Genomic DNA, 23,529 nt, shown 5'->3' with positions numbered 1-23,529 from the left:
GAATGTCTCCTCGGCTCGCAACGCAGGAGAGCATCATGACTGATATCACCTACAGCATCCCCCACGAAGTCGCAGGCAAAGTCGCGCTGGTCACCGGCGCGGCCAGTGGCATCGGCAAAGCCATCGCACTGTTGCTGCACGCTCGTGGCGCCAAGGTCGTTGCTGAAGACCTGAACCCCGCCGTCGAAGAGCTCGCCCGTCCCGGGCTGGTGCCGCTGGTGGCGGACATCTGCGAAGACGGAGCCGCCGAGCGCGCGGTCGGCCTGGCCGTCGAGCAGTTCGGCCGGCTGGATATCCTGGTCAACAACGCCGGGATCATCATCAACAAGCTTGTCATCGACATGACCCGTGAAGACTGGGAGCGCATTCAGGCAGTCAACGCCACCGCGGCCTTCATGCATTGCCGCGAGGCGGTGAAAGCGATGATTCCCAACAGATCCGGGGCAATCGTCAACATCGCCTCTTACGCATCCTACTTCGCCTTTGCGACGATCGCGGCCTACACCGCGTCCAAGGGCGCGCTGGCCCAGTTGACCCGCACGCTGGCGCTCGAAGTGATCGAGCATGGCATCCGCGTCAATGCCATCGGCGTCGGCGATGTGGTGACCAACATCCTTAATGACGTGGTCGACGACGGCCCGGGCTTTCTGGCCAAGCACGGCGAAGCGGCACCCATCGGCCGCGCTGCGCAGCCGGAGGAAATTGCCGAAATCGTCGCCTTCCTCGCCTCGGACCGCGCGAGTTTCATGGTCGGCTCGGTGGTTATGGCCGATGGCGGCATGACCGTCACCGCGGGCTAATGCGGCGTTGTCGCTGCACACCCCGGGCAAGGATGCCCTCGGCCGGCGTCTGTTGACTTTGGTCTGGATCGATAAGCCGGTTCGGTGTCGGTTACGCCATACAGGATCAAGCAAACCCGCGACATTTTTGACATAACGGCCAAGCGGATCCACTCCCTACTCTGGACTCACGAAACGGATGACACCGGACGGCCCGGACAGGGCCATCCGAACTCGCTGTTCAAATGTGAGGGCAGAACATGAAAAGCATCAGCCGATTGTTGATCGGTACCACTTTGAGCGCCGTTGTCGTCTCGGCTGATCTAACCGCAGAAGGAGAATGGAACATGCAACGTATTCAACCTACTACCGCCAGTCACCCCTACACCGGCATGTGGATCACCGCTGATGGGAATATTCGCCATGAGCTGTTGCCAAATGGGCGCTACGACGAGGCTCGCGGAAATCGCGAAAGCGCTTATCAGGGGCGTTACGAGGTGGAAGGCGATTACATCCGCTACTGGGACGACACGGGCTTCACTGCAGATGGAACGTTTCGGGACGGCGTCCTCTACCACGCCGGGATGGTCCTCTATCGCAAGTGACAGAGACGCTCGGCTCCTTTTGACCGGGCGTTTCTCGTCTCGCCAGCATGAAGGATGCATAAAACCACCTTGAGCGGAGACTGGTCGTCCGTTTCATCGCCAGCGTTGCGCCACCGGCTAAGAACGGAACGCATCAACCTTGAGCCCATACCGACTCATCTTGTTGTACAACCCACCACGCGACACATTCAGCCGTTGAGCCGCCAGGCGGATGTTTCCGCGCGTGTCTGTGAGGGCGGCAATGATTGCATTCATTTCATGGGTGCCAAGGTCCGGCGCCGTCCGAGGTTCAGGGACGCTCGCCCACGTCGATAGTCGCCCTCGCTGCCTTATCTCCAGCGCAAGATCGCTCGGCTGGATCAGTTCGCTCATCGCCAGGTTGGTCGCCCGCTCAATGACGTTTTCCAGCTCGCGAACATTGCCCGGCCAATCGTAGGCGCCAAGCATATCCAGTGCCACGGGAGAAAGGTCCTGCGTCGATTTGCGGAGCGACCGGGCACAACGCGCGAGAAAATGCCGCGCCAGCAACGGCACGTCTTCGCGGCGCATTCGCAGTGGCGGCACGGTCAGGTTCAGGACGTTGAGCCGGTAGTAAAGGTCCTCACGAAAGGCGCCCTCGGCCACCGCCTGACTCAGGTTGCGGTGAGTGGCGGCAATGATGCGAACGTTGACCCGCAGCGATTTTTTTGCCCCCACCCGTGTCACCTCGCCTTCCTGCAGGACGCGCAGCAAGCTGACCTGCGCATCAAAGGACATGTCACCGATTTCGTCGAGGAAGATCGTCCCGCCATCGGCCAATTCGAACTTGCCTGCCGAGCCACCGCGAGCCGATCCGGTGAAAGCGCCTTCGACATGACCGAACAGTTCGCTCTGCACCAGGTCACGGGGAATGGCGCCGCAATTGACCGCCACGAAAGGACCGCCACAACGGTCGCTGGCATTATGGATCGCCTGGGCGAACAGCTCCTTGCCTGTGCCGCTCTCGCCGAGGATCAGCGTGGTCGAATCACTGCGACTGGCAATCCGTGCCAGGTGCACTGCATCCTGAATCGCCCGTGAATGGCCGAGGATGGTTTCGAAGGTGTAGCTGGCCTGGGTGCCCATGATCCGCCGGGTGATTTCCCGAATGCGTCGGTTTTCGCGCAACGAAACAATCCGCCCGCCTTGTTCCAGCGGGCAGACCGACACCAGGCAGGCCAGATGGCTGTGGTCGTGCAGTTCAAAGGTGCAATCCAGGTCCCGTACGCCCTCCCCGCTGGCAAGCAGGACGGCATCGGTCAGCTCACTTTGTCCCAGGCTCTTGAACGGACTGCCGAGCAGGTCATGACCCACGCGGAACAACTGCCGGGCGTAATGGTTGAGCGCCTTGATGCAGCCCTGCTCATCCAATACCACCAAGCCCTCGTTGAGCACTTCAAGCACGGTTTGTTGCTCTTCCAGCAAGGCCTGCAGCGCCATCTGCCTCGAGACCGCCTCGGCTGCGGCCTGGACGGTGCCCAGCGTATGGAAATGAAACCAGCCTGGCTCCGCCGTCAAGGTCAACATACCCAAGGTTCGGCCCTGGGCATCCCGGATAGGCGCGGCGGCGCAATGCATGCGGCGCTGGCGCAGGCCAAGCCCAAAGTTCTCCTCGGCTAGCACATAGACCAAACGGTCTTCGACGATCGCCAGCCCGGTGCAATTGGTGCCCTGTACCGACTCCAGCAGGCGACTGCCTATGGGGGTGAGGTCCAGGCCACAAAAGTACAAAGTCGTGCCTTGGGTATCGGTCAGATTGATATGGCCCTTGGGGTTGTAGGCGAGCAAACCGCGCATGACCTGCGCCGCCGCGGCGATCAGCACCCGGTTGGCTGCCAGTGTCGCGGCGAGGTCGTCGGGCGCGACAAAACGGTACTCACCGTCTTCTGGATCAAGGCCGGCATGGACGCTGCGCAACCAGGACTCCCAAATCATCCGCCTGATTCCGGCAGGGCGATCGATTACCCCCTGCAAGCACGCTCGCCAGGCCTCATCCAGCGCAGTGCCGGGCCCTTCGTTCAACGACGCTGGGCCAAGCGCGGTGAGGTAATCGCGGTCTTCGGCGCTCAAGGCGGCAGGTTGCTGATTCATTATTCGGCCATATGTTCATATTTTCGACATGTCAGTATAGACATGTAATCAAAATAAACATGAATACAAACGACAATGAATAAAATCTGTTTAATATCAATGAGTTGATTATTGGCACAGCGCTTGCTCCCTGCTTATCCAGACGAGGACATTCTTAGCGCCGAGTCGTAAAAACAATAAAGGGAGTCATGTTCATGAGTACATCCAGGATCATCCGCCTTGGCCTTATCGGCGCCGGCCGCATGGGCAGTTTTCACGGCCTCACCGCCGCCCGTCACATCCCCGGCGCGTGCCTCGCTGCCATCGCCGACCCTACTCCCGGCCAAGCCGCGCGCCTGGCGGCAGAACTGGACGTGCAGAAGGTCTATGCCGATCCACAGCAACTGCTTGATGACCCGGACATCGACGCCGTGTTGATTGCCGCCCCGGCGCGCAGCCATGCCGAACTGGTGATCAGTGCGGCCCGGGCCGGCAAAAGTGTGTTCTGTGAAAAACCGATGGCGATCACCCTGGACGAAGCCGATCGCGCCATCGCTGCCGCTGCCGATGCACGGGTGACACTCCAGGTCGGCTTCAACCGGCGCTTTGCCAGAAGTTTCCGCACCGCTCATCTGGACGTGGTTGCCGGCCGGATCGGTACGCCACAACTGCTGCGCTCGCTGACCCGCGACCCGGCGCTGAACAACCCCGCCGCGTCACCGCAATGGGTGATCTTCCTCGAAACTTTGATCCATGACTTCGATACCCTGCGCTACCTGAATCCGGGCGCCGAGGCGGTTGAAGTTTTTGTGATGGCCGATGCCCTGATCGCACCGGCCTACAAAGACAAAGGATTTCTCGACACCGCGGTGGTCACGATCCGTTTCGACAATGGCGCCATCGCCACGGCCGAGGCGAATTTCCAGGCGGTCTATGGCTACGACGTCCGGGGCGAAGTGTTCGGCAGCGCTGGCATGCTGACCATGGGCAACGTCAACGACTCCGACCTGCTGCGCTACCTGGCCAATGGGGTTCAGGCCGACACCCAGCGCATGGACACTGACTTGCTGCGTGATGCCTATGTGGCTGAGCTCAACCACTTTGTCAGTTGCGTACGCAGTGGCGAAAAACCTCTGGCCAGCGGTGAAGACGCCCGGGCGGCACTGGCCATTGCTCGCGCTTGTATCGAGTCCTTCCAACTGGGCAAACCGGTGCGCGTACAAGGAGCTCATTCATGAGTTTCATACCGTTCAAACTGGCGATCAGCGCCGAGATGGTCTTTCTCGACCTGCCCTTTACCGAGCGGGTCAAACGCATCCATGCGCTGGGCTTCAGCGTCGAGATATGGAACTGGACGACCAAAGACCTCCAGGCTCTCGTCGCGACTGGCGCGGATTTCACCTCCATGACCGGCTACATCTCGGGCAACCTGACCGATCCCGAGGGTATCCAGCAATTGCTCGACAGCGCCCAGGAATCTCTAGCCGTCGCAGCCCAATTGGGTTGCCCGAGCCTGAACCTGCACGGCACCGGCCTGGGTGATCAAGGATTGCCAGTCAAACCCGTTGCCCAGACCACCGGCCGCATGTGGTTGAGCGCCTGCAAGACACTGGAAAAAATAGCCCGCCTGGGCGAAGACGCGGGCCGGGTATTCCTGCTGGAAAACCTCAACACTGAAGTCGACCACCCGGGCACGCCTTTCGCCCGCGCTGACGATACCCTGGCACTGATCGAGGCCGTGGGCAGCCCGCACCTGAAGATGAACCTGGACCTCTATCACGCACAGATCGGTGAAGGAAACCTGATCGAACTGATCCAGCGCGCCGGCAACGCCATCGGCGAAATCCAGGTCGCCGACGTTCCTGGCCGCATGGAGCCCGGCACCGGCGAAATCCACTATCGCGCCATTGCCAGGGCGTTGTTCGGCATGGGATACAGCGGTGTCGTCGGCCTCGAAGGCTGGGCCAGCGGTGACAGCGAAGTCGCGCTTGAGCGTTTCAGACAGGCCTTCACGCTTGATGGATGAGGCCGGCACTGGATTCATTTAAAGCCCGCGGCAAATTTCTTGGTGACGTTCAACTCATAACAACAAAAGGAAAACCATCATGCGTCGTTGCACACTGCTTTTCGCCACCCTGCTATTGCTCTTGAGCCAATGGGCCGTCGCCGACTATCGCATCGGCGTCAGCATCGCCAGGGTCGACGACAACTTCATGACCTACGTGCGTAACGGCCTGGACGAGGCCGCGAAAAAGGAAAACGTGCAGATTCAATTCGAGGACGCCCAAGGCGATGTGGTGCGCCAACTCAACCAGGTCCAGGGTTTTATCAATCAGAAAGTGGATGCGGTCATTGTCCTGCCGGTGGACACCTCCGCCACGGCCAACATCACCCGCGCCGCGGTCGAAGCGAAGACACCATTGGTCTACGTCAACCGTCACCCCGACGAGCGTACCTTGCCCAAAGGCGTCGTCACCGTGGCGTCCAATGACATTGAGGCCGGACAGTTGCAAATGCGCTATCTGGCCGAAAAGCTCGGCGGCAAGGGCAGCCTCGCGATCATCATGGGCGACCTGGCGCAAAACGCTACCCACGACCGCACCGAAGGCGTCAAACAGGTGCTCAAGGATTATCCCGGGATCAAGGTTGTCGAGCAGCAAAGTGCCGAGTGGCAGCGCAGCAAAGGGATGGACCTGACCAGCAACTGGTTGCTGGCGGGTAGCCGTTTCGATGCCATCGTCGCCAACAATGACGAGATGGCCATCGGTGCGGCCATGGCACTGCAACAGGCCGGCAAAGCCAAGGGCGAGATCGCGATTGTCGGCATCGACGGCTTGCCTGACGGCCTGGCGGCAATCAAGCGCGGGATGCTGGTCGCCTCGGTATTCCAGGACCCCAAGGCCCAAGCGACCAGCGCGGTGCAAGCAGCACTCAAGATGATCAAGGGAGAGCCGGTGGAAACGGACGTCTGGGTACCCTTTCAGTTGATCAAGCCTGAGCAATTGGCGGTGTTTGAACAACATTACAAGTAGCGAAAAGCTCAACACTTCGCCGCGATCCCGGCAAGGGATCAGCGGCGATTCACAACCCCAAACCCTATTGAGCAACACAGCGCGTCATATAAAACCCGCCGAGTCACTGCCCCACCCTGGCCCAGAATTCTTCGGCAGATGGACTGAGTGGCGCTACTGGACGGGTCAGATGAATTTCCAGCGGTATATCCCAGCTTTCGTCGAGCGCTCTGACCAGGCGCCCATCCAGTATTTCTTGCTCGGTGAGGCTCCTGGGCAACCAGGCCACGCCTTTGCTTTCCAGGGCCATGGACATTAGCACCGCTGCAAGGTGGCTGCTAAAAAGTGGTTTGAGGTGAAGGTAATCTTCTTTGCCACGCAGTCTGTGCGCGACGATACGCCCCAAACCGGATTCATGGGTGTAAGCGAGGTACGGCAATGCCGCAGGCGAGGTGCCGAAGTTAGCGCAGGCACTCGCAAGAGGAACGAGAACATCTTCACCCACCTTCTTGCCGATGAACTGATCAGGGGCCAGTAGCGGTGGAACATCGGGATGGCGGTGGCAGAGCAGAAACTGAACCTGGCCATGTATCAGCATTTGCTCACAGGCAGCCATGCTGTCTGAGTGCAGTTGCACAGCCTCAATGGGGGCACCGTTCTCTGAGCTTCGCAGCCACTTGGGAAAAAATGTAAACGACAGGGAGTGAGTTGCCGCGAATTGAAGCGACTTGGCGGCCATTCCAGCAACCTCTTGAGCCTCGTTGCGCATTCTGTACAAGCGCCTGGCAGCCTCTTGGGCACTTGGCAAAATTTGCCTGCCGGCTTCAGTAAGCGTCGCTCCTTGAGGCGTTCGAACGAACAACTGCACCCCCATCCAACTCTCTAACGAGCGCACTCTGCGGCTGAATGCCGGCTGGGTAACGTGCCGCGCTTCAGCCGCCCGAACAAAGCTGCCGTACTCCGCAAGCGCTGAAAAATCTTCAAGCCAGACGAGTTCCAAGGGCCATGCCTCCTGTGCATAGGGTGCGGCATTAATAGCATTGGGCGGGTGCCATCGCAAAGCCTAACGTGGGCCTACAAACAACAAGAGGACCCCGTCATGCGCATCGTAGACATTCGTGAAAAAACTGTTTCCATTGCCTCCCCAATCGCTAACGCCTACATCGATTTTTCGAAAATGACCTGCTCGGTTGTCGCGGTCATCACTGATGTAATTCGTGATGGGAAGCCTGTCATTGGCTACGGGTTCAACTCCAATGGTCGCTATGGCCAGGGCGCACTGATGCGTGATCGTTTCCTGGCGCGTATCACGCAAGCGGATCCAGACACGCTCGTCGACCATGAAAACAACAACCTGGATCCGTTCGCCATCTGGAAGACCTTGATGACCAACGAAAAGCCAGGCGGCCATGGCGAGCGCTCTGTCGCCGTTGGCACCATCGACATGGCGGTATGGGATGCCGTCGCCAAGATTGAAGGCAAACCGCTGTATCGCCTGCTGGCCGACCGTTACCGTAACGGCGTGGCCGATGACAAGGTCTGGGTCTATGCAGCGGGCGGCTACTACTACCCTGGCAAAGACCAGACCAAGCTCAAGGCAGAAATGCAGAGCTATCTGGATCGTGGCTACGACGTCGTCAAGATGAAGATTGGTGCGGTACCGCTGGACGAAGATATCCGTCGCATCGAAGCGGTACTTGAAGTGGTTGGCGACGGCCGTCGGTTGGCGGTCGACGCCAATGGTCGTTTCGATCTTCAGACCGGTATTGCGTACGCTGAAGCCATCAAGAAGTACAACCTCTTCTGGTACGAAGAGGTTGGCGATCCGCTGGACTACGCACTCCAGGCCGAGCTTGCCAATCACTATGAACTGCCCATGGCTACCGGTGAAAACCTGTTCTCTCACCAGGATGCCCGTAACCTGCTGCGCCACGGTGGCATGCGCCCCGATCGCGACTACCTCCAGTTCGACTGTGCTCTGTCCTACGGGCTCGTGGAGTACATGCGCACCCTGAAGGTGATGGAAGAAATGGGTTGGTCTTCCCGCCGCGTAGTGCCCCATGGCGGTCACCAGATGTCCCTGAACATCGCAGCGGGTCTGCACCTGGGCGGCAACGAATCTTACCCGGATGTGTTCCAGCCGTTCGGCGGCTTCGCTGACGGCATCCGCGTGGAAAACGGCTATGTCGGTCTGCCGGATATTCCAGGTGTTGGCTTCGAGGCCAAGTCCGCTTTGTACGCAGTGATGCGTGAGTTGGGCGAAGGCTGATCAACCTCGATCTGCGGTCTCTTTGAAAGAGGCCGCAGCCCCCGGCGTCACCCACTGACGCCGAGCCACATGCCCATCACAACAATAAAATGAGGTGCTTCCGTGGAAATCTCCAAGTCCCGCTGGTATGGCCAGCTGTATGTGCAAGTGCTGATCGGCATCGTGATCGGTGCAGCAATCGGTTACTTCGTGCCTGATATCGGAGCCAAGCTGCAACCCTTTGCCGATGGCTTCATCAAACTGATCAAAATGCTGTTGGCGCCCATTATTTTCGGTACGGTCGTTGTGGGTATCGCAAAGATGGGCAATATCAAAGAAGTCGGCCGGATTGGCGTGAAAGCGCTGATCTACTTCGAGATTCTTTCAACCATCGCCCTGGTCGTCGGCCTCATTGTGGTCAACATCGTGAAGCCTGGCGTCGGTATGAACATCAACGCCAGCGCGCTTGATGGAGGTGCCATTAGCAAATACAGCCAAGCTGCCAGTGAGCAAGGCGGCACCATTGATTTCTTTCTCAATATCATCCCGCAAACCTTCATCGGCGCATTCTCCAATGGCGTCATGCTTCAGGTCATCCTGCTTTCGGTATTGATGGGTGTCGCCCTGGTTCAAATGGGTGAAACCAGCAAGCCACTGATCAACACCCTTGACCTGTTCCTGCAAGGCCTGTTCAAGATCGTTGCAATGGTCATGCGCTTGGCGCCGATTGGCGCGGGTGCCGGCATGGCTTTCACGATCGGCAAATACGGGATTGGCACCTTGCTGTCACTCGGCCAGTTGCTGGTCGCGCTCTACATCACGACCTTGTTTTTCATCGTGGTCGTGCTGGGTACGGTTGCTCGATGGTCGGGCATGCCGCTTCTGCAATTTCTTCGTTATTTCAAAGATGAAATCCTCATCACCCTTGGCACCTGCTCAACCGAAGCCGTGCTGCCACGAATGATGGTGAAACTTGAAAAGCTTGGCTGCAAAAAATCGGTAGTGGGCATGGTGTTGCCTACGGGGTACACCTTCAATGCGGACGGCACCTGTATCTATCTCACCATGGCCGCCATCTTCATCGCACAGGCGACCAATACGCCACTGACCTTTGTGGATCAGATGATTCTGCTAGGCGTGTTCCTGCTGACTTCAAAAGGCTCGGCTGGGGTGGCGGGTGCGGGGTTTGTGACACTGGCTGCAACGCTCACAACCATTCACTCCATTCCTCTGGTCGGCCTCGTTTTGCTCCTGGGCATTGACCGGTTCCTCAACGAAGCGCGAGCCGTGACCAACCTGATCGGTAACGGTATCGGCACCATCGCCATTGCCAAGTGGGACAACTCGTTCGATGTCGAGGCCTGCGAGCGTGAGATCGCCGCAATGAAACACCAAAAGGCGACAAGAAAGGCATTGCTGGCGCAAAAATAATCCGTAAGGCGCTCCGGTCATTCCGTTTAAACCACGGCATGACCGGTAGTGGTTTGCGTTTGGACGAAAGCTACACGTTATTCTTCAGGCTTTCAGGGCTACCTGCGCATAGACCATCCATCACCAAGTCCATCAATCTGGCGAGACGTGGGCGCCATTCGCTCTGGGAATCTATTTGCCATATTCCAGCAGTGGCTAGAAAAAAGTCGTCGTGGGTAACCCCGCTACGAATCGTTCCGGCCTTTTCATTAGCCCTCAAAAGCAACTCGGCGGCTGCCTGGACCGGCGCGTATCCCGACTTCCCAGGAAATTCGTAAGTAGAGGCTGCTTGCCGTATCGCGGTCGCAAGTCCCGCCTTGGTCATTGCATATTCAACGAGGCAGTCCATCCACTCTCGGAGGGCCTCCTTAGGGGGTTTTGTGGCGAGCAGCTGTTCGGCCAACGAGGCCACTTGCTGCATTTCGAATTGGTAGACCTCGAATACCAGCGCCTCTCTGTTGGCGAAATGGCGATAGAACGTGCCCTGTCCCACTCCAGCCTTCTTCGCAATCGCACTCAGCGGGACCGCAGGATCGAGCGTCAGCTCTGCCACAGCGACCTTCAGAATTCGTTCTCGATTTTTCTTGGCGTCAGAACGCATCGCCACTTCGTCATTCCTGGGCAAAGTTATTTCCTTCGCTGCATTGCAAAGCGGACAGTTGTCCGGTAATTTTCAACACAAGTGGACAGTTGTCCGCTTTTGTTCTCTTACTGGAGTTTACTATGAACAGCACGGGCAACACGATTCTGGTTACCGGCAGCACCTCAGGCATAGGCCTTGGTCTGGCGCTAAGGCTTCACCAGGCGGGAAACAACGTAATCATCGCGGGACGGCGCAAGGCTCTGCTCGACAAGATCGTGTCGGAACATCCAGGCATTGAATCGGTAGTGCTGGACGTCTGCGATCCACAATCCATCCAGCGCACCAGCGAAGCGCTTGCGATCAGTCACCCAAACCTGAACGTGCTCATAAACAACGCGGGCATCATGCACTGGGAGGATCTGACTGATTCCCAATACCTGAGCACAGCCGAAGATATCGTGACAACGAACTTGCTTGGCACGATTCGCATGGTGTACGCCTTGACTCCCCAACTGATCAAGCAGCCCAGTGCAACGATCATCAATGTCAGCTCGGCTTTGGCATTCGTCCCGCTGCCTGCGACACCGACCTACAGCGCAACCAAAGCGGCAGTTCATTCATTCACTCAAAGTCTTCGAGTGCAGCTGGAGAACTCATCAGTCGAGGTCATCGAGCTTGCGCCACCGGGAGTGCGTACCACTTTGCTTGGACAGGAAAATGACGAACACGCCATGCCCTTGGACGAGTTCCTGAATGAAATCTTCGCACTGCTCGAGATCGCTCCGACCCCACAAGAACTGGTCGTCGAGCGCGCCAAGCCACTACGGTTTGCTGAAGCGAGCGGTTCACATGCTGAGGTACTCGAAATGCTTGCGGGATACAAACCACCGGCAGAATGATCTCAACCGTGCGGATGACACCTGAAGTATTGCTGGATCTTCGCCACACGCTTACTTCGTTCGCACCCCCAGGCAACGGTAATTGAATATTGTTTGTATGCGAGGAGGTTATTGACATGAAAATCGGAATTATCGGCGCGGGCAACATTGGGGCTACTCTTGCCCGTAAGCTCGCTGCATGCGGCCATGAAGTGAAACTGGCCAACTCGAAGAGCCCTCAGAGTATTCAGGACCTCGCCAACGAAATCGGTGTACGGGCGGTGACCAAGGAAGACGCTGTGTCGGATGTGGATGCGGTTATCCTCTCGATCCCCTTCGCGAAGTACCCCGATCTGCGCCAAACGTTAAGTCATGTTCCCGAGAAGGTCGTCGTCATTGACACGTCCAATTACTATCCGGGACGAGACGGGGCGATCAAGGAGGTAGACGACGGCAAGCCCGAGAGCATCTGGGTAAGCGAGCAGATTGGTCGCCCGGTCGTCAAGGCATGGAACGCCGTTCTCGCAGCGACTCTTGCCGACAAAGGCCAACCAGCCGGGTCTTCAACACGCATCGCCTTACCCGTGGCTGGGGATGACCCCTATGCCGAGGCAATCGCGCAGGATCTTGTCGAGGATACCGGGTTCACCGCGCTTGCCGCTGGCAGCCTTGAAAGTTCATGGCATCAGCAACCAGGCACGCCTGCATACTGCACCGAACTAACCCTGCCGGAGCTAAAATCGGCCTTGTGTGCGGCTGATAAAATCAGGGCGCCTCAAAACCGGGACGCACTTCTGGCCAGATTCATGGCTCCCGGTGGTCAGTTTACACATGAGCAAATTGTTGCCACAAATCGTGCAATGACAGCCTGACTATCGAACTGCTGAATCGCGCGGCCACCGCCAGATTAGGCGGTAGCCGTCGCTCAATCTCAACGCCGGCAAAGCACAATCCGTTACGGCGGGCGCGCATCGGCGGATCAAATGATTATTGCGCGGAGCCTTCGCTGAGCGTGCTTGCTGCCTGAAACAGGATCTGCCCCACAAAATCGATCTCCTGCTCAGTGATGATCAGCGGCGGCAAGAAGCGCACCGTCGCCCCATGGCGCCCACCAAGCTCGACGATCAAGCCGTGCTTCAGGCAAGCCTGCTGGAAGGCCTTGGCCCGGGCTGTGTCCACCGGCGGATGGCCCTGTACATCAAGGGTGCCCTGCGGGTCGACGATTTCCATCCCGAGCATCAGGCCGCGACCCCGCACATCGCCGATCCAGGCGAACTCGTTTTGCAGCGCCTGCAGTTGTTTTTGCAGGTAAGCGCCGACCTTTTCAGCGTGCTGGACCAGACCTTCATCGCGGATGAAACGCAAGGTCGCGGTACCGGCCGCCATCGCCAACTGATTGCCGCGGAATGTGCCGGCGTGGGCACCCGGCTGCCAGACGTCCAGCGACTCGTGGTAGACCATGACCGACAGCGGCAACCCGCCACCGATGGCTTTGGAGAGGGTGATGACATCCGGCGTGATCCCCGATTGCTCGAAGCCAAACATCCGGCCACTGCGGGCAATGCCGCACTGGATCTCGTCGACGATCAGCGGGATGCCGTGGGCCTGGGTCAATCGGCGCAGTTCCTGCAGCCAGCGGTCCGGCGCGGCAATGACCCCACCCTCCCCTTGAATCGGCTCCAGGATCAGCGCCGCCGGTGCGGTCACCCCGCTTTCCGGGTCGTTGAGCAAGTGCTCCAGGTAACGCACGTTCAACGTGACTGCCTGATCGCCGGCCACCCCGAACGGGCAACGATAGTCGTGCGGGAACGGCAGGCGCTGCACACCTGGCATCAATGCGCCGAGGGCATTTTTCGGTGACAGGTTGCCGCTGATGGCCAGCGTACCCAGGGTCATCCCGTGATAGGCCCCTTCGAACGCCAGGACTGAATGCCGCCCCGTGGCGGTGCGGGTCAGCTTGAGCGCGGCCTCGACCGCATCGGCCCCACTCGGGCCGCAGAACTGGATGCGTGCATGGCGAGCGAACTCGCTAGGCAGGCAAGCGAAAATCTCTTGGACGAATGCGTCCTTCACGGGGGTCATGAGGTCCAGGGTGTGCATCGGCACACCGGCTGCCATGACCTGAGTGATGGCTTCGATAATCACCGGATGGTTGTGGCCCAGCGCCAGGGTGCCGGCACCGGCCAGGCAATCGACAAACACTTGCCCCCGGCTGTCCTGCACATAAATGCCATGGGCCCTCTCAAGCACCAGCGGAATGCGTCGCGGGTAACTGCGGGCGTTGGATTCCTGCTGTTGCTGACGTTCCAGCAGTGGGGTCGGATCGAGGCAGTAAGGACTCGACAGACCGGTGTGCAACAGGCGCAGCTGTTGCGCGCCACCCGCTGTGACATTCGAAAAAGCACTCATGATTTCCTCCATGGAGGCTGGGTTTGGAAGGGAACGAACAGCCTGAAAACAAACATCCGATACGTTGCAGGACAGGCGCGAGGAGATTGCCTCCCCGCGCCTTTGGGTTTACATGTCGTCGCTTACATATCGTAACGAAGGCTCATGCCCACCGTGCGCGGTGCGCCGACGTCGATGATGTCGTCGTTACGATTGTTGGTGACGTATTCCTTGTCGAAGGCGTTTTTGACGTAAGCGGACACAGCGACGTTCTTGGTGACTTTGTACTCGGTGTTGAAGTTCACCAGCACATAGGCGTCGCTCTTACGCTCACCAGTGACTTTGCCGTTTGAATCGAACTCATACTCCGAAGGCGCGGTGCCCTGATAGACAACGTCCGTGCCGAATATCAGACGGTCGTCGAAGCGATAGACACCCCCCACAGAGGCCTTGTATTTAGGCGAGAAGAGGAACGACTCACCGCTCCTGTCCTGACCGCTGTCAGAGACGAAGTCCTTGTATTTGCTATCGGTCACGGCCGCGCCGACGTTCAGGGTCAGTTGCTCGGTGATGTCTTTTTCGACGAAGACTTCCAGGCCCTTGATGTCACTGCGACCGGCGTTGTAGATATCAATGACCGCGCTACCGTTCTGCCGAACGCTGACCTGCTGGTCTTTCCAGTCGGTGTAGTACAGGTTGGCGCGGGTGCGCAGGGTCTTGTCGAAGAACGAACCACGATAAGACAGCTCGTAGTTGGTGGTGTATTCCGGGTCGTAGGCCTGGTGACCACTACCGGAGCGCAGGTTGACGCCGCCACCGCGATAGCCCTTCTGCACCATGAAACCGAGGTACTGGTCCGTTGCCAGTTCATAGTCGATGCCGAGTTTCGGCAGCACGGCATCAAATGACTTCTTGATTTTCTCGGGAACGAAGCGGCCGTCCTCTTCGATATCGGTATCGTTCGTCTCATGGTCGTAACGCAGACCGGTGATCAACGTCCAGCGCGGTGCGAACGTCCAGTTGACTTCACCGAACACCGCCTTGTTTTCAATCTTGGTATCACCTTTGACCGTACGAACCAGCACGTCATCGAAAAACAACCGGTCGTGGAAAGCGTTGGTGTTGTGGCCATAGTACGCACCCACAAAACTCTTCACTGTGTCTGAGGCGTAATTCAGGCGCAGCTCCTGACTGAACAGGTTACCGTCTTGCTTACGCAGCACGACCTCGTCAGCCAACGCCGTCTGGTCAAAGTCCAGACGGTTGCTGTAGTCGGTGCTGGTATTGGCGGTCATGCTCGTCAGCGACCAGGCATCGTTCAGACGATAATCCACCTTGGCGCTGAGGGTGTCCTGCTTGAGGTTGTCGAAGGCCTTGGTGTTGGACGAGATATCGTAATAGCTCGGCTTGCCGTTGACGCGCATGGTCGAACGGTCGCCCTGGCGGTGTTCGCTATGGGCGTAGGTCAGCAAGACATCGGTGTCGTCATTGGGCAGGATCAGCAATTTGCCGCGGGTGTTGCTGGTGCGACGCGGGTTGGCGTCGTCATTGAGCGCGGTGTTGCGGATATAGCCGTCACCTTCGCCATAGTCCACGGCGATACGCCCGGCGATCTTGTCGTCGACGATGGAGCCACCACCGGCCACCGCCGCCCCGCGCTCACCGTAATTGCCCACATTGGTTTGCGCCGAAAAGCTCGGTTCGAAGGTTGGGTTCTTGGTCCGGATCACGACCGCGCCGGCCAGGGAATTACGGCCCTGGGTGGTGGATTGCGGGCCAAGGAACACTTCGACCTGCTCGGCATCCCAGAGCGGGACCGGGCTGAGGGTCAGCGCACGGTTGGGCTGCACGGCGCCGTCGACATACACCGATACCGCACCATTGAGGGCCGCCGGGCCCTGATCGTCAAAACCGGACACCGGAACACCACGGATACCCCAGTTCTCATTGCCGGCCTGGCTATAGACGCCAGGTGTGCGAGCAAACACATCCACCAGGTCCTTGTCGCCGTGCTCACGCAGATTCTTGTCGGTGACGACCACGACGCTGGACTGGGTCTGCTCAAGCGTGCGGTCGATTTTTTCACCTGTCACGGTGATCGGAGCAATCTCCATCGTGCCGGCTTCTTCGGCCGCCCATGCAGCGTTGCTCAGGCCTATGGCCGACCCTACAGCCAACGCAATTGTGTTCTTTTTGAAATTCACGCCCCGCTCCCCTGCGACAGATATTTTTAGGTTTTTTGAGCTGGCCGAAGGCTGTGTGGCGCCAGCGGAGCGGAGTCTAATCCAAAAAAAAAATTAAATAAATAGTATTGATAATCCATCTCATTTGTACCTAGTATGACGTCTTGTATTGATTTGAATACATTACAGACGAGTCCTACACAACCGACCGCTGCCCTGCTTTCAAGGTCTTGTGACTGGTCGAAGAAGACAAAAGAGGATGTACAAGGATGACCTCAATCGAACACCTGAACGGGCGTTCCGAGCTTTTTTCCATGGCGCCCACGGATGCAAGCGCCCAGTCGCTACCCCTGCTGGTGCAGGGGGCATCGGGACAGTCGATCCACGATCTGGACGCCTCGATTCGCGACAGCCTGGCTCATGCCCTGACCACGGTTGGCGGCGTGTTGTTTCGCGGTTTCACGGTCGCCACGCCCATCGATTTCAAGCGCTTCGCCGCCAGCTTCGGTACACCGCTGGCCAGTTACGAATTCGGCTCCACGCCACGCAGCAAGGTCTTCGCCGGGGTCTATAGCTCCACGGAATACCCGGCCCATCAATTCATACCCTTGCACAACGAGCAGGCCTACACCCGCCCTTGGCCTTCGCGCATCTGGTTTCACTGCATCAAGGCCAGTGAAACCGGCGGCGAGACCCCGATTGCCGACAGCCGCCTGATCTACCAGCGCATGCCCGCCGAGATCCGCGAGCTGTTCGCCAGCCGCGAGTTGCTCTATGTACGCAACTACAGCGGCGCCCTGGACCTGCCTTGGGAAAAAGTCTTCAACACCCAGGACCGTGCCCAGGTCGAACGCTACTGCCGGGACAATGACATCGAGTGGGAATGGAAAGCCGATGGCGACCTGCGCACCCGCCAGCGTTGCGCCGCCGTGCAGCAGCATCCCGATACCGGTGAATGGGTCTGGTTCAACCAGGCGCACCTGTTCCATGTCTCGGCCATCGAACCGAGCGTACGCGCCAGCCTGCTGGCAGCGGTGGGTGAAGAGAACCTGCCGCGCCATGTCTATTTCGGCGACGGCTCGGCCATTGCCGACGACATGCTCCACACCGTGCGCGAGGTTTATCGCGAGACTGCCATCAGCTTCCCCTGGCAACCGGGCGATATCCTGATGCTCGACAACCGACTGGTGGCACACGGTCGCAATCCTTTCACCGGTGACCGCAAAGTCATCGTGGCCATGGCGTGAATTGCACATGTTTTCATTCAAACATTGGATCGAGGTGCTGGAAGCCAACGCCCAGCACTTCCCTCAGCGTGCTGCCCTGCATTTCTTGCCGGACGGTGTAAACATCGGCGAAACCCTGACCTTTGCCCAACTGCACGAGCAGTCCCAGTCCCTGGCGGCCGCGCTGCAAGCGCGTTCTGCGCCGGGTGATCGCGTGCTGTTGATGCTGCCCAGCAGCCTCGACTACGCCCGCGCCTTCTGTGCCTGCCTATATGCGGGCCTGATTGCCGTGCCGTTGTTTCCGCCACCGTCGCGCAAACCGCGCCACCTCGACCGCGTCCGCAACGTGGTAGTGGATGCCGAGCCGGCGCTGATTCTGGCACCGGCGGATCATTGCGAAAGCCTGCAGGAACTGGTGGAGGGCCGCGTCGAGGTGCTGACCGTCCAGCACCTGGGCACACCACCGGCCAGCCAGTGGCAACGCCCGGCTATCGACGGTTCGACCGTAGCCTTCCTGCAATACACCTCAGGCTCGACCGGCTCGCCAAAAGGCGTCGAGGTGCGTCAGCGCAACCTGATCGCCAACGTCGAACTGATGCGCCAGGCGTACGATTTCGACGAGCACGGCGCCATTGTCAACTGGCTACCGCTGTATCACGACATGGGCCTGATCGGCGGCATGCTGGCTCCGCTCTACAGCGGCATGCCGTGCTACCTGATGGCTTCCCAGACCTTCGTCAATGCGCCGTCGACCTGGCTGCAGGCATTGAGTCGCTACCGGGCCACCGCCAGCTTCGCCCCCAACTTCGCCTATGCCCTGTGCAACCGCGTGGTCAGCGACAACCTGATCGCACAGCTGGACCTGAGCAACTGGAAACACGCCATCAACGGCGCAGAGCCGATCCATCCCGGCACCCTGGAAGCCTTCGCCCAGCGTTTTGCCGCCTGCGGCCTGAACCCGTTGGCCATCAGCCCCGGTTATGGCCAGGCCGAAGCAACGCTGTGCGTCAGCGCCACGCCGGCCGATGCGCTGCCGGTGGTGCTGCGCCTGGACAAAGCCGTGCTGGAGAGCGGTCGCGTGGCCCTGGCGGCTGCCGATGCCGCCGCGGTGGAGTTCGTCGCCTGCGGTTATCCGCAAGCCTTGCACAGCATCGCCATCGTCGACCCGCACACCTTCGAGCGCTGCGCCGCCGATCACATCGGCGAAGTCTGGCTCAAGGGTCCGAGCAACGCCGAATCCTACTGGAAGAATCCCGAGGCCACTCGTGAAGCCTTTGAGGCACGGATAGTCGGCTCATCGGAACATTACCTGCGCTCCGGCGACCTGGGCTTCATGCACGAAGGCCAGGTGGTGATCTGCGGGCGGCTCAAGGACCTGTTGATTCTCAATGGGCGCAACCTTTACCCCCACGACATCGAATTCGCCATTACCGACGCCGAGCCGGGCATCCGTACCGGACGCATCGCCGCCTTCGCGCAAATGGACCCGGCACTGGGCCGCGAGAAACTGGTGATTGTCGCCGAGCCGCAACGCAAGTTCGTCGACCCGGCGCATCATCCGGCGCTGTTCGCGTCGATGCAAAACGCTGTGCGCGAAGCCGCCGACTGTGGCATCGACCAGATTGTGCTGGTGCAAGCCGGCACCATCCCGATGACCACCAGCGGCAAGATCGCCCGCCAAGGTGCGCGCAAACAACTGGCCGCCGGCACGTTGAGCATCATCGCCCAGAGCGGTGGAACGCTGGCCTCGAACGACGAGCCCCTTGACCTTGCCCAGCTCAAAAGCCTGGCGACCGAAACGTCGCAACAGGCCCAAGCCGCCTGCCGCCAATGGCTGGAACAGACGCTGCACGCGGTCAACCCGTATTTTTCCGCCGACTTCGACCTCAGCCTGATCGGCCAGGGCCTGGATTCCATCGGCGTGGCCGACTTTGCCGCGCGCCTGCACAGGGACCTGGGCTGGAACCTCGATACCCAAAGCCTGTTCGGGGAAACCACCCTGGGGCAATGGGCGCTGGCCCTGCACGCTTTCCTCAATGATCCAACGCCAACGGCCGATGCTCCCACCGAGCAGACCAACCCCAGTCAGGGGCATCAGTCGTTCGCCCAGCGTCGCTTGTGGTTCCTGCGCCAACTGAACCCGGACGACACCCGCCACAACCTGGTACTGCACCTGCGCCTGCAAGGTCCGCTGGACATCGAGACGCTGGCCCTGCGCCTGAACACGCTGGTCGAGCGTCACGGCGTGTTGCGCACGGTGTACCGCGACAGCGTCGATGGTCCGCAACAACAGGTGTTGCCGGCCACGGCTGTGGCGCTGGTCCATCATGATGTGCGTGAGCAGAACCAAGCGCAGCAACAGCAGACGTTGGACGAACGCCTGGCCCAAGAACACGCCACCCCGGTCGATCTGCAAGCCGGCCCAGTGCTGCGAGCGCAGTTGCTCAGCCGCCATGACCAACAGCATGACCTACTGTTGACGCTGCACCACATCGCCTTCGACGGACGCTCGGCGCAAATATTGTTGGCAGAACTGGCGGGTTCGGCGGACGCCGCGCTGCCGGGGCAATACCTGGCTTTCGCCCAATGGGAAGCCCTGCACTGGAGCGAACAGCGAATCGCCACCGAGCAAGGCTTCTGGCGCGAACACCTGGCCGGCATGCCGCAAACGTTGGAACTGGGTGGCAGCGGCCAGGCCCCGGGCGAATACAGCCTGGACTTCAACGTGCCGCAGACCGACTGTGAGCGCTTGGCAGCGCTGGCCCGTGAACAAGGCATGACGTTGTTCATGTTGTTGCTGGCCAGCTACCAACTGGCCCTCAAGCAACTGGGCGGCCAGCCGCAGTTCCTGTTGGGCACCGACGTCAGCGGCCGACCGCTGGCAGAGCACAACGACGTCATCGGTTTCTTCGTCAACCAGTTGACCCTGCGTTGTGACTTGCGCGGCGCAGCGACCCTGGCCGGTTTCCTTGAGCAGGTTCGCGATGAGTCGCGCCTGGCCTATGCCCATCAAGGCCTGCCTTTCGATCTGGTGGTCTCGGCACTCGCGCCGCAGCGCCGCCCCGGTCACTCGCCGCTGTTCCAGGTCAAGCTCAACTATCAACCGTCACGGGTGACCCCGACCGCCATCGCTGGCGCGCAGTTGTCCGCGCTGGACGTGGCCCAGGCACCGGGGGATTTCCACCTGGTGCTCGACCTGGTGCACGGCGACGAAGGCCTCGCCGCGACCCTCAAGTATCGCGGCGAATACTTCGACCGGGACCGTGCCTTGCGCCTGCAACACCTATGGACGCGCCTGCTGGAGCAGATGCACAGCCTGCTGGACGAGCCGTTGCCGGCACTGGCCGAGCGCATCGACAGCTGGGATCAGGCCTTTACCCGGGAGCGACAGCAGTCCCAGGCGCTGGCCGGTCGCAGCCAGATGATGCAAGCCAAACGTCGCTCCTTGTCCCTTTAACCGAGTCGGATGCCGTTATGTCTATCGTGCCCCCATCGCCACGCGCCCTTGGCGCCGTGCGTCGCAAAGCCATGAACGTCTCGGAACAACAGTTGGTCACCGAGCGCCTGCTCAGTCCGGACCACGCGCTGCCCCTGGTGATCGAACCGGCGGTCAGCGGCGTTGACCTGATCGCCTGGGCCGCCCGGGAACGCGAGTCGCTGGAAAAGAAACTGCTGCAGTACGGCGCCCTGCTGTTTCGCGGCTTCAACGTCGCGTCTGTCGAGCAGTTCGACCAGGTGATCGCCGCCCTCTCCCCCGGAGCGCTGGAATACATGTTCCGCGCGTCCCCCCGGACACGGGTCGGCGGCAACATCTACACCTCGACCGACTACCCGGCCGACCAGATGATTTTCCCCCACAACGAACACTCCTACTCGCCGCGCTTCCCGCTGCGGTTGTTCTTCTACTGCCAACTGCCGTCCGAGACCGGCGGTGAAACACCGATCGGCTCGACCCGCGCCGTAAAGGCCAGGATCAGCCCGCAGATCGAAGCGCGGTTCCGGGAAAAAGGCGTGCTGTACGTTCGCAACTACGGCGACGGTTTCGGCCTGCCGTGGCAGAGCGTGTTCCAGTCCGAAGACCGCCGCGAAGTGGAAGCCTACTGCGCCAGCGTCGGCATCGAAGTGGAATGGAAAGACAACAATCGCCTGCGCACCCGCCAACGCGGGCCGGCCGTGGTGCGCCACCCGCGCACCGGCGAAGAGGTCTGGTTCAACCACGCCACGTTCTTCCACATCAGCACCCTGCCCGAGCGAATCCGCGATTCGCTGCAAAGCAACTTCAACGACCTCGACCTGCCCACCAACACCTTTTACGGCGATGGCGAACCGATCGAGCCGCAGGTCCTGGAATCGCTACGCGCGGCCTACCTCGACTCGCTGGTGCGCTTCAGTTGGCAGCAGGGGGACGTGTTGTTCATCGACAACATGCTCGCCGTGCACGGTCGCGAACCCTTTACCGGCAAGCGCGCCATCATGACCGGCATGGCTGAAGCCCTGCTGTCGAGCGACGTTGCCGTCTGACATTCAACGGGTCCACCCGCCGTTCGCAGGCGGCTTGCCTGACACGAGTCCAGCAAGCCCCGACGTCTGTGCGGTGATCCAGGCTCAAGCCCTTTTCCAGTCGAGATGAACATGAGCGGACTTCAAGGTTTTCGTATTTCCCCGCAACAGGCATCGGTTTACCCCCACACCCACGGCGCAGCGCAGCACCCGTTCAGCTGTCATTTGCAATGGTCGCTGTCACAACCGCTGGACGTCGATGCACTGAACAACCGCCTGCAGGCACTGGTGGCCGGCAGCGAAATCCTGCGCACACGCCTGATGCCCGTGCCAGGCCTGCGCCACCCGGTGCAGGTGATTGACGAAGCCGGCTCACTGGCGGTGAACCTCCAGGACCTGCGCCAGCACAGCCGCGCCGATCAGGACGCCGCGCTCGCTCAGCTCGCCACCCAGCCCCGTGACTGGACAACCCCGCTGTGGGTGACCCTGGTGCGCCTGTCCGATGAGCAAGGCGTGCTGGACCTCGCGGCGGCCAGCAGCCACTTCGACCTCGCCAGCCTGAAATGGCTGGCCGCTGCATTGCTGCAAGACACTGCCACGGACCTGTCCGAAACCCTGCAGTACGCCGATTACGCCGAATGGCGCTGGAGCCTGGTGGAAGACGCACCGGATCATCCGGGCGTGAGCTTCTGGAAACCTGCGGTCGACACCGAACAGGCCACCTTGCAGCTGCCGCTGGAATCGCCCCTCGATGGTGGATTTGCGCCGACCCGACTGGAGCTGACGCTGCCGGCCGACCTCGCCCGTCACCCGGCCCTGACCCCGGAACTGCTGCTGGCGGCATGGGCAGCGGTCCTGGGACGACTGGCCGGCCAGCAACAGGTGCCACTCACTCTGATCCATGAAAGTCGCGGCGCGGAACTGGAGAACACCCTGGGCCTGTTCGAACAGTGCCTGCCCGTGAGCATCGAACTGGATGCCCAGGCGACTCTGCTGGAGCAAAGCACGCAAGTGGCCGCCACCCTGGAACGGCTGATTGGCTGGCAAGACTATTACACCGGCGACCACCACGCCGGATACGCTTTTGCCTGGCGCTCCGGCGATGCCCGGGAGCGCCACGCCAGTGCGGTCATGAACCCGTTGAAGGCTTGCCTGAACGTCCGCCAGTTGCCCGACAGCCTGCACGCGCAGGTGGTCTACGACCGCCATGTCCTCAGCGCCGACGCTGCCGGCTGCCTCGCCGAACAATGGCTGCAACTGCTGCACGGCGCCCTGGCCGAACCGCAACGGGGCTGGGCTCAATTGCCCCTGGGTGGCGCGCTGCAATCGCAGTTGATCGGTGCCGGCGCGAGCGCACCCTCCATCGAACCGGTGACGCTGGTGGAATTGATTGCCCGTCAGGTTCGCCAACAACCGAACGCCATCGCCCTCAGCGACAAGAACGGCGACCTGAGCTACAGCCGCCTCGACGCCTGCGCCACGCAACTGGCCCATCAACTGGTCGCCGCCGGCATCGGTCCAGGGGTGCCCGTCGGCATCCTGTTCGCCCGCAGCAACGCGGCCATTGTCG

At 60.2% G+C, this 23,529-nt stretch carries 18 protein-coding genes; 13 read left to right on the top strand and 5 right to left on the bottom strand.

Features of this window, described 5'->3' with window-relative positions; translation table 11 throughout:
* Window positions 1-35: 35 nt before the first annotated feature.
* Complete coding sequence (locus GSM73_RS26185; RefSeq protein ID WP_160894329.1) at window positions 36-800, top strand: SDR family NAD(P)-dependent oxidoreductase; 765 nt, start codon at window positions 36-38, stop codon at window positions 798-800.
* A 326-nt stretch (window positions 801-1,126) separates the two neighbouring features.
* Window positions 1,127-1,384, top strand: a complete 258-nt coding sequence (locus GSM73_RS26180) for an Atu4866 domain-containing protein (protein WP_047225532.1) — start codon at window positions 1,127-1,129, stop codon at window positions 1,382-1,384.
* A 117-nt stretch (window positions 1,385-1,501) separates the two neighbouring features.
* Here the strand turns inward: GSM73_RS26180 and GSM73_RS26175 are convergent, their stop codons facing one another.
* Entirely contained in the window at window positions 1,502-3,493 is a 1,992-nt protein-coding gene (locus tag GSM73_RS26175; RefSeq protein WP_160894325.1) for a sigma-54-dependent Fis family transcriptional regulator, read from the bottom strand.
* A gap of 194 nt (window positions 3,494-3,687) precedes the next feature.
* On the opposite strand from GSM73_RS26175, the gene GSM73_RS26170 reads away from it, so the two are divergent.
* The 3 genes from GSM73_RS26170 (at window position 3,688) to GSM73_RS26160 (ending at window position 6,504) form a co-directional block, all read left to right on the top strand.
* Window positions 3,688-4,710 (top strand): Gfo/Idh/MocA family oxidoreductase, encoded by a 1,023-nt coding sequence (locus GSM73_RS26170; RefSeq protein ID WP_047225856.1) that lies wholly within the window; start codon window positions 3,688-3,690, stop codon window positions 4,708-4,710.
* Window positions 4,707-5,498: a TIM barrel protein gene (locus GSM73_RS26165; protein WP_160894323.1), complete on the top strand. Its 792-nt coding sequence runs from the start codon at window positions 4,707-4,709 to the stop codon at window positions 5,496-5,498. The genes GSM73_RS26170 and GSM73_RS26165 overlap by 4 nt, the downstream gene beginning before the upstream one ends.
* A 79-nt stretch (window positions 5,499-5,577) precedes the next feature.
* Complete coding sequence (locus GSM73_RS26160; RefSeq protein ID WP_160894321.1) at window positions 5,578-6,504, top strand: sugar ABC transporter substrate-binding protein; 927 nt, start codon at window positions 5,578-5,580, stop codon at window positions 6,502-6,504.
* Window positions 6,505-6,607: 103 nt separating this feature from the next.
* Here GSM73_RS26160 and GSM73_RS26155 read toward each other — a convergent pair whose 3' ends face one another.
* Window positions 6,608-7,483 carry a LysR family transcriptional regulator gene (locus tag GSM73_RS26155; protein WP_047225528.1) on the bottom strand — a complete coding sequence of 292 codons (876 nt, stop codon included), beginning with the start codon at window positions 7,481-7,483 and terminating at the stop codon, window positions 6,608-6,610.
* Window positions 7,484-7,582: 99 nt separating this feature from the next.
* Between GSM73_RS26155 and GSM73_RS26150 the strand changes: the two genes are divergently transcribed.
* Together GSM73_RS26150 and dctA are read left to right on the top strand one after the other, a co-directional pair.
* Entirely contained in the window at window positions 7,583-8,752 is a 1,170-nt protein-coding gene (locus GSM73_RS26150; protein ID WP_047225527.1) for a mandelate racemase/muconate lactonizing enzyme family protein, read from the top strand.
* Window positions 8,753-8,854: 102 nt separating this feature from the next.
* Entirely contained in the window at window positions 8,855-10,162 is a 1,308-nt protein-coding gene (gene dctA / locus GSM73_RS26145) for a C4-dicarboxylate transporter DctA (RefSeq protein ID WP_076384140.1), read from the top strand.
* A gap of 70 nt (window positions 10,163-10,232) precedes the next feature.
* Here dctA and GSM73_RS26140 read toward each other — a convergent pair whose 3' ends face one another.
* Window positions 10,233-10,802, bottom strand: coding sequence for a TetR/AcrR family transcriptional regulator (locus tag GSM73_RS26140; RefSeq protein WP_047225855.1), 570 nt, complete (start codon window positions 10,800-10,802; stop codon window positions 10,233-10,235).
* A 122-nt stretch (window positions 10,803-10,924) separates the two neighbouring features.
* Here GSM73_RS26140 and GSM73_RS26135 point away from each other — a divergent pair, with 122 nt between their 5' ends.
* The gene (locus GSM73_RS26135; protein WP_107322857.1) at window positions 10,925-11,683 is read left to right on the top strand and encodes an SDR family oxidoreductase; all 759 of its coding nucleotides are present in this window, start codon (window positions 10,925-10,927) and stop codon (window positions 11,681-11,683) included.
* Between the two features lie 110 nt (window positions 11,684-11,793).
* On the top strand, window positions 11,794-12,534 hold the full coding sequence (locus GSM73_RS26130; protein WP_257220704.1) for an NADPH-dependent F420 reductase: 741 nt from the start codon (window positions 11,794-11,796) through the stop codon (window positions 12,532-12,534).
* 115 nt (window positions 12,535-12,649) lie between these two features.
* Here the strand turns inward: GSM73_RS26130 and GSM73_RS26125 are convergent, their stop codons facing one another.
* Both GSM73_RS26125 and GSM73_RS26120 read right to left on the bottom strand, forming a co-directional pair.
* Complete coding sequence (locus tag GSM73_RS26125; protein ID WP_160894319.1) at window positions 12,650-14,071, bottom strand: diaminobutyrate--2-oxoglutarate transaminase; 1,422 nt, start codon at window positions 14,069-14,071, stop codon at window positions 12,650-12,652.
* A 122-nt stretch (window positions 14,072-14,193) separates the two neighbouring features.
* On the bottom strand, window positions 14,194-16,254 hold the full coding sequence (locus GSM73_RS26120; RefSeq protein ID WP_160894317.1) for a TonB-dependent receptor: 2,061 nt from the start codon (window positions 16,252-16,254) through the stop codon (window positions 14,194-14,196).
* Window positions 16,255-16,502: 248 nt separating this feature from the next.
* Between GSM73_RS26120 and GSM73_RS26115 the strand changes: the two genes are divergently transcribed.
* From GSM73_RS26115 to GSM73_RS28055, 4 genes are all read left to right on the top strand, one after another.
* On the top strand, window positions 16,503-17,480 hold the full coding sequence (locus GSM73_RS26115) for a TauD/TfdA family dioxygenase (RefSeq protein WP_160894315.1): 978 nt from the start codon (window positions 16,503-16,505) through the stop codon (window positions 17,478-17,480).
* Window positions 17,481-17,487: 7 nt separating this feature from the next.
* Entirely contained in the window at window positions 17,488-20,916 is a 3,429-nt protein-coding gene (locus tag GSM73_RS26110) for a condensation domain-containing protein (RefSeq protein WP_160894313.1), read from the top strand.
* A gap of 17 nt (window positions 20,917-20,933) precedes the next feature.
* Entirely contained in the window at window positions 20,934-21,980 is a 1,047-nt protein-coding gene (locus tag GSM73_RS26105) for a TauD/TfdA family dioxygenase (protein WP_076384134.1), read from the top strand.
* A 111-nt stretch (window positions 21,981-22,091) separates the two neighbouring features.
* Window positions 22,092-23,529: condensation domain-containing protein (locus tag GSM73_RS28055; RefSeq protein ID WP_306110031.1), on the top strand; the 1,438-nt coding region annotated here is incomplete at its 3' end.

This window comes from Pseudomonas sp. PICF6 (assembly GCF_009831705.1).
Classification (GTDB): Bacteria; Pseudomonadota; Gammaproteobacteria; order Pseudomonadales; family Pseudomonadaceae; genus Aquipseudomonas; species Aquipseudomonas rhizophila.
Note: the sequence above shows the minus strand (reverse complement) of the source record. Positions and strands in the feature narration are given on the sequence as shown.

What these genes read in the sequence shown, in the direction of transcription:
- GSM73_RS26185 (WP_160894329.1), top strand. Translation starts at nt 36, where the DNA reads ATGACTGATATCACCTACAGCATCCCCCACGAAGTCGCAGGCAAAGTC.
- GSM73_RS26150 (WP_047225527.1), top strand. Translation starts at nt 7,583, where the DNA reads ATGCGCATCGTAGACATTCGTGAAAAAACTGTTTCCATTGCCTCCCCA.
- GSM73_RS26165 (WP_160894323.1), top strand. Translation starts at nt 4,707, where the DNA reads ATGAGTTTCATACCGTTCAAACTGGCGATCAGCGCCGAGATGGTCTTT.
- GSM73_RS26180 (WP_047225532.1), top strand. Translation starts at nt 1,127, where the DNA reads ATGCAACGTATTCAACCTACTACCGCCAGTCACCCCTACACCGGCATG.
- GSM73_RS26170 (WP_047225856.1), top strand. Translation starts at nt 3,688, where the DNA reads ATGAGTACATCCAGGATCATCCGCCTTGGCCTTATCGGCGCCGGCCGC.
- GSM73_RS26160 (WP_160894321.1), top strand. Translation starts at nt 5,578, where the DNA reads ATGCGTCGTTGCACACTGCTTTTCGCCACCCTGCTATTGCTCTTGAGC.
- GSM73_RS26140 (WP_047225855.1), bottom strand. Translation starts at nt 10,802, where the DNA reads ATGCGTTCTGACGCCAAGAAAAATCGAGAACGAATTCTGAAGGTCGCT.
- GSM73_RS26135 (WP_107322857.1), top strand. Translation starts at nt 10,925, where the DNA reads ATGAACAGCACGGGCAACACGATTCTGGTTACCGGCAGCACCTCAGGC.
- GSM73_RS26110 (WP_160894313.1), top strand. Translation starts at nt 17,488, where the DNA reads ATGTTTTCATTCAAACATTGGATCGAGGTGCTGGAAGCCAACGCCCAG.
- GSM73_RS26105 (WP_076384134.1), top strand. Translation starts at nt 20,934, where the DNA reads ATGTCTATCGTGCCCCCATCGCCACGCGCCCTTGGCGCCGTGCGTCGC.
- GSM73_RS26125 (WP_160894319.1), bottom strand. Translation starts at nt 14,071, where the DNA reads ATGAGTGCTTTTTCGAATGTCACAGCGGGTGGCGCGCAACAGCTGCGC.
- GSM73_RS26175 (WP_160894325.1), bottom strand. Translation starts at nt 3,493, where the DNA reads ATGAATCAGCAACCTGCCGCCTTGAGCGCCGAAGACCGCGATTACCTC.
- GSM73_RS26115 (WP_160894315.1), top strand. Translation starts at nt 16,503, where the DNA reads ATGACCTCAATCGAACACCTGAACGGGCGTTCCGAGCTTTTTTCCATG.